Below are 4,648 nucleotides of genomic sequence, written 5' to 3'. Positions count from 1 at the left end.
GATCCACCAAATGCCGGGACTGAACACCTAGGCTCGTATGGCCCAGATTACGTAGGAAGAGCACCGGCGCCGGGATTTTTCCTGACCGTCCGGAGTGCGGACTTTATGTTTCGCGGCTAAACGGATAGAGGGGGGCACCGTCGGCATTTTCTCTGGATACCCCGCGCATGTGCACTTTCGCTTCCCGTCTGCCGCTTCCCGCCGTGGACCAAGCCCGCTTCGATCAGGAGCTTGCCGGGATCACCGCGATCTATCGGCGTCTCTTCGATGATCGCGCGATCGAGCTCGTTCTGCTCGAGGGGCGCGATCCGAAAGGGACGCGGCCGGTCGTGCTGGAAAACGATCTGACGTTCCGGCCGCATCATCTGAAGGCGAATTTCTTGGGCCATGTGGTGCTGCCCGCGCCGTTTCCCCATGCCCGGCCGGTGGCCGCCGCGCTGACCATCCCACCCGAGCCGACGCCGGGAGAACGTGACAACGACACCCCTCCGTGGCGGGTGCAGCGCCCGCTGCGTCCGCTCTACCGGCTGTGGCCGTTCCTCTACGAGCGCATCCGCTACGGCGCGGAAATGCTGCGCAAGAAACGCTCCGTCCGGCATGACTGGACGCCGATGGTCTTCGGCCGGGGCCGTCAGGCCGTCACGCCCGAGCCCGCCGCCGACAAGCGTCCGGCGATCCTGATCGGCTTTCACTGGCTGGAAGTGGGCGGCGCCGAGAAGATGGCCTTCGACACGGTGACCTGGGCCCTGGAAGCGGGGCTGCGCGTCTTCGTCGTGGCCAGCGTGCCGGCGGTTCAGCGGCTGGCCGGCAAACTGCCCGATCATCCCGATGTCCGGTTCATCCGCCTTGACCGCTATCTGCCACACGAATACTGGCCGCGGTTCACCGCGAAGCTGATCCGGGACGAGAATATCCGCCTGATCCATCTGCACCATTGCCAGGCGCTTTATGACTCGCTGGCCCATATCCGGGTCGCCGCGCCGCCGGTCACGGTGATCGACACGACCCATATCGTCGAATATGCCGATGGCGGTTTCCCGCGCATTTCCGGCGTCTGGACGAATTACATCGACCTGCATCATGTTATCTCGAACCAGTTGGCCGATGTGTATCGCGACCGGTTCCACGCCGGCGATAAGGTGCGCCTTGGCCGGATGCTGAACCGCGCCCCTGCGGAAATCGCCCTGCCGCCGATGTCGATGGCTGCCGGTGGCAAGGTGCTGAATGTCGCTTTCGTGGGCCGCTACAGCTATCAGAAGCGGCCGCTCGTGATGATCGAGATCCTGCGCCGGCTGGCCGGCTGGGCGCGCCGGCACAAGGTGCAGCTGAACGCCCGGCTGGTCGGCGATGGCGCCTTCCGCCCCGCCGCCGAGGCGCTGGTGCAGCGCTACAAGCTGCAGGAGGTCGTCACCTTCCTGCCGCCCGACACCGATGTGCCAGCGCTGCTCGAACAGTCCGACATCCTGCTGCTGCCCTCGAACAACGAAGGCCTGGCTCTGGTGTGTTACGAGGCGATCCAGCACGGCTGCATTCCGATCAGCACCGATGTCGGCGCCCAGGCCGAGCTGATCCCCCCGGATCTTCTGGTGCCGCTGTCGCCCGGCCCCTGCGCCCGGGCCAGCGTTTCGACCGTCGCGCGGCTGCATGCCGATCCCGGGTTCCTCGCCAGCCAGTCGGCGGCGCTCAGGGTGCTCTATCGCAAGGTTTCGGCCGATCCGACGGCGAAAGAGGTGCTGATGCCGCTCTATCTCGCGGCGGCCCGCGGCGAGGACATCCCGGCATGAGCATGCTCAGCAATGTCGCCGCGGTCATCGTGACCTTCAACCGCTCGGCCAAGCTGTCGCGGGTGCTCGACGCGCTCGCGCAGCAGACCGTGCGCCCCGATACGATCTATGTCATCGACAATGCCTCGACCGACGACACCGAGGCGGTCGTGCGCTCGAAGGACATCCCGGAAATCCGTTACGTGCGGCTGCCGAAGAACATCGGTGGCGCCGGCGGCTTCCACGAGGGCATGAAGGTCGCCTATCAGAACGGCGCCGATTACCTGTGGATCTCGGATGACGACGCCTATCCAGAGCCCGATGCGCTGGAGCGGCTGCTGCACGGCATCCGCGATTTCGAGGCGCATTACCAGTGGCGGCCGAGCTTCGCCTGTTCGCGCGTCGAATGGATCGACGGCACGATCTGCGAGATGAACATCCCCGCCCCGGTCTGGGACTGGCCCCGCTTCCAGAGCCGCGAGACGCTGTATTCGCTGGTGGTGTCGTGCTCTTTCGTCTCGGTGCTGATCCCGCGTTGGGCAGTCGAGATGCACGGTCTGCCGATCGCCGATTACTTCATCTGGTTCGACGACGCCGAATACACCCGCCGCATCGCGCGCAGCTATCCCGGCATCTTCGTTCCCGACAGCCGCGTCACGCATGACACGCCCGAGAACAAGGGCGTGAACTTCGCGCTGGTGACGGAAAAGAGCGTGTGGAAATTCGAATATGGCGCGCGCAACGAGACCTCGTTCCGCCGTCGCGAGCAGGGACTGCCCGGGGTGGCGCAGTTCGTCTACGGGGTACGGGCGCAGATGCGCGCGGGCGGGGTGCCGAAACATCTGCAGCGCCGGATCTGGAAAGCGATCTGGCGCGGCTGGCGGTTCCGGCCGGAGATCATGAAACTTTAGCGCTCCCCCGCCTGAGCAGCGTGCTGAAAAAGTCATAAGCCGAAAGCGCCGATGTTATACCATCCCACTCACGGCTCATCTCGTCGCATTGCACGGAGTTCACCGCGTTGGGGCACAACACCGATAGCCGCAATCAGACGCTTTTCAGCCTCCTATCAGAGCCAAAATAACGCCGAAAACTAAACGTTGCCCACCTGAGTCAACCGGCCATCATGAAAGCAAAACCGATTTGGATGAAACGGAATGAGATATCCTGCCTCTTTACGACATTCCATCTCGTCGAGAAACCCCACAACGTTGAACATATTTATATCTCTGAAGCTTTCCGGAGAGTAGTTCCACCACTGCAAATTCATAAATCTATCCACGATTTCCTGGTCGAAACGCAGTCTGATCAACTTTGCAGGATTTCCCCCTACAATTGAATATGGGGCCACATCTTTTGTAATGACACTGCCCGTGGGAATAACGGCCCCATCCCCTATCGTTATGCCGCTCCGTATGACACAATATGCGCCAATCCATACGTCGTTTCCAATTTTTCCCCGGCCATAACTTCTTTCGAAAGTTTCGACGCCACCAGTATAGCGCAAATTTTCCGGAAGGTTGTCCCTATAGTATTCCGCATAATGATATGGATTTGTTGTCACAGAATGAAGCGGGTGGTGCCCATTGACGACATGGCTTCCCCTCGCAATAGAACAATATCTCCCAACACTCATCTGAAAGAAATCATCACCACAATCAACGATATGTGTAAAAGAACCGCTTGGAATGATTTTCCGGTTAGGGTGTCGCGTAAACTGCTCGAACACACCATTATTGAGTACAGAAAGCTCTGAACCAGCCGGTATCGGGCATTTTCTTTGAGCCATATTGTACTCAATCAAGTTTTGCGCCAATACTTCCGCATCGTCCTGCGGCAATTTTACCCGTGATATAGTCATGGTATCTCCCAAGCAGGATAGATTATCTATGTGATAGCGCCTTCTATCCAAGGCATTTCTTCAACACATCCTCTCCACAAGACTGGAGAATTTGAGAGATCCTGACATCCAGTCCGGTCCGCCCATATTTCTTTATATAGTTGCGAATTTTCTCTGCCGCCCGGACTTCGTCGCAAATAGGATGAATTATTTTGCCTCTCGCATAATCCGCCTGTATTTCTTGATACAGGACAGGTCGAGTCGTTGAAAACAAGGCGGAAAACTCTTTTTGGAAAGATTGAGACAAAGATTTCCATGAATACCCAGAATTCAAAAGTGTACTCGCGGTGAACGCCTCGTCATTTGCATGTTGTGCTATGAGGCCATTCGCCGTTTCATATACGGACCTCTCTACATTTCCATTGTACAGAGGTCTCTCTTTAAACAAAAACTGTACGGCACGATTAGATAATCTCGACATTGGATACAACATGCCGAAAACTTTGCCATCATGCAGATGAGACATACTGTTGTACCAGCCCCATTTCTTATCTCTCGGGCCGACCTCAACCCCAAACAAGTCACACTCCGTCTCATTTGACTTAAGAATGAATTGCGTGATGTCTGTATTGAAATACACATCGTCATCAATACACCAATAATAGTCGTATTGATTGAATTTTTCATACACCGCGTAATAAAAGTAGTCGCCACACTGCCACATTGACCTTTTGAAGAACTTCAGGCCATTGTCGTCTATAAAATTTCGCGTTATATATATTTCCTTGGCGGAAAAATTACCAGCGATCCCCTTTTCTATGTCTTTTGAGACAGAATCAATCGCAATATATACGTCAATTCCTTTCGCTGCCATCCAATGCGGCATGACAAAGTTTAGACGATCAAGATTTCCACTGCTTCTAATGATCACTGCATTCTTCATGATGCCCTCGGTACGTTCTTGGATCGTCCATACCCAGCTTTGTCAGCAGTGAACAGTTTCACTTGCGAAGGGCCTCGAACTGTTCCACAGCCCTGTCGCCGACCA

The 4,648-nt window shown here is 56.8% G+C and carries 4 protein-coding genes; 2 read left to right on the top strand and 2 right to left on the bottom strand.

Translation table 11 applies throughout. The features are described 5' to 3' along the window. Positions 1–167 precede the first annotated feature (167 nt). Both CG50_RS15550 and CG50_RS15545 read left to right on the top strand, forming a co-directional pair. On the top strand, positions 168–1,784 hold the full coding sequence (locus CG50_RS15550; protein ID WP_036640426.1) for a glycosyltransferase: 1,617 nt from the start codon (positions 168–170) through the stop codon (positions 1,782–1,784). Beyond that, on the top strand, positions 1,781–2,674 hold the full coding sequence (locus CG50_RS15545) for a glycosyltransferase family 2 protein (protein WP_036640424.1): 894 nt from the start codon (positions 1,781–1,783) through the stop codon (positions 2,672–2,674). Before CG50_RS15550 ends, CG50_RS15545 begins: the two co-directional genes overlap by 4 nt. 179 nt (positions 2,675–2,853) lie before the next feature. Here the strand turns inward: CG50_RS15545 and CG50_RS16705 are convergent, their stop codons facing one another. Both CG50_RS16705 and CG50_RS16950 read right to left on the bottom strand, forming a co-directional pair. Continuing rightward, a complete protein-coding gene (locus tag CG50_RS16705; RefSeq protein ID WP_081880489.1) occupies positions 2,854–3,621 on the bottom strand; it encodes a CatB-related O-acetyltransferase in 768 nt (255 codons plus the stop codon). 43 nt (positions 3,622–3,664) lie between these two features. Further along, positions 3,665–4,543, bottom strand: coding sequence for a hypothetical protein (locus tag CG50_RS16950; protein ID WP_152559564.1), 879 nt, complete (start codon positions 4,541–4,543; stop codon positions 3,665–3,667). Positions 4,544–4,648: the final 105 nt, after the last annotated feature.

The organism is Paenirhodobacter enshiensis, from assembly GCF_000740785.1.
In the GTDB taxonomy this organism is placed as follows: domain Bacteria; phylum Pseudomonadota; class Alphaproteobacteria; order Rhodobacterales; family Rhodobacteraceae; genus Rhodobacter; species Rhodobacter enshiensis.
Note: the sequence above shows the minus strand (reverse complement) of the source record. Positions and strands in the feature narration are given on the sequence as shown.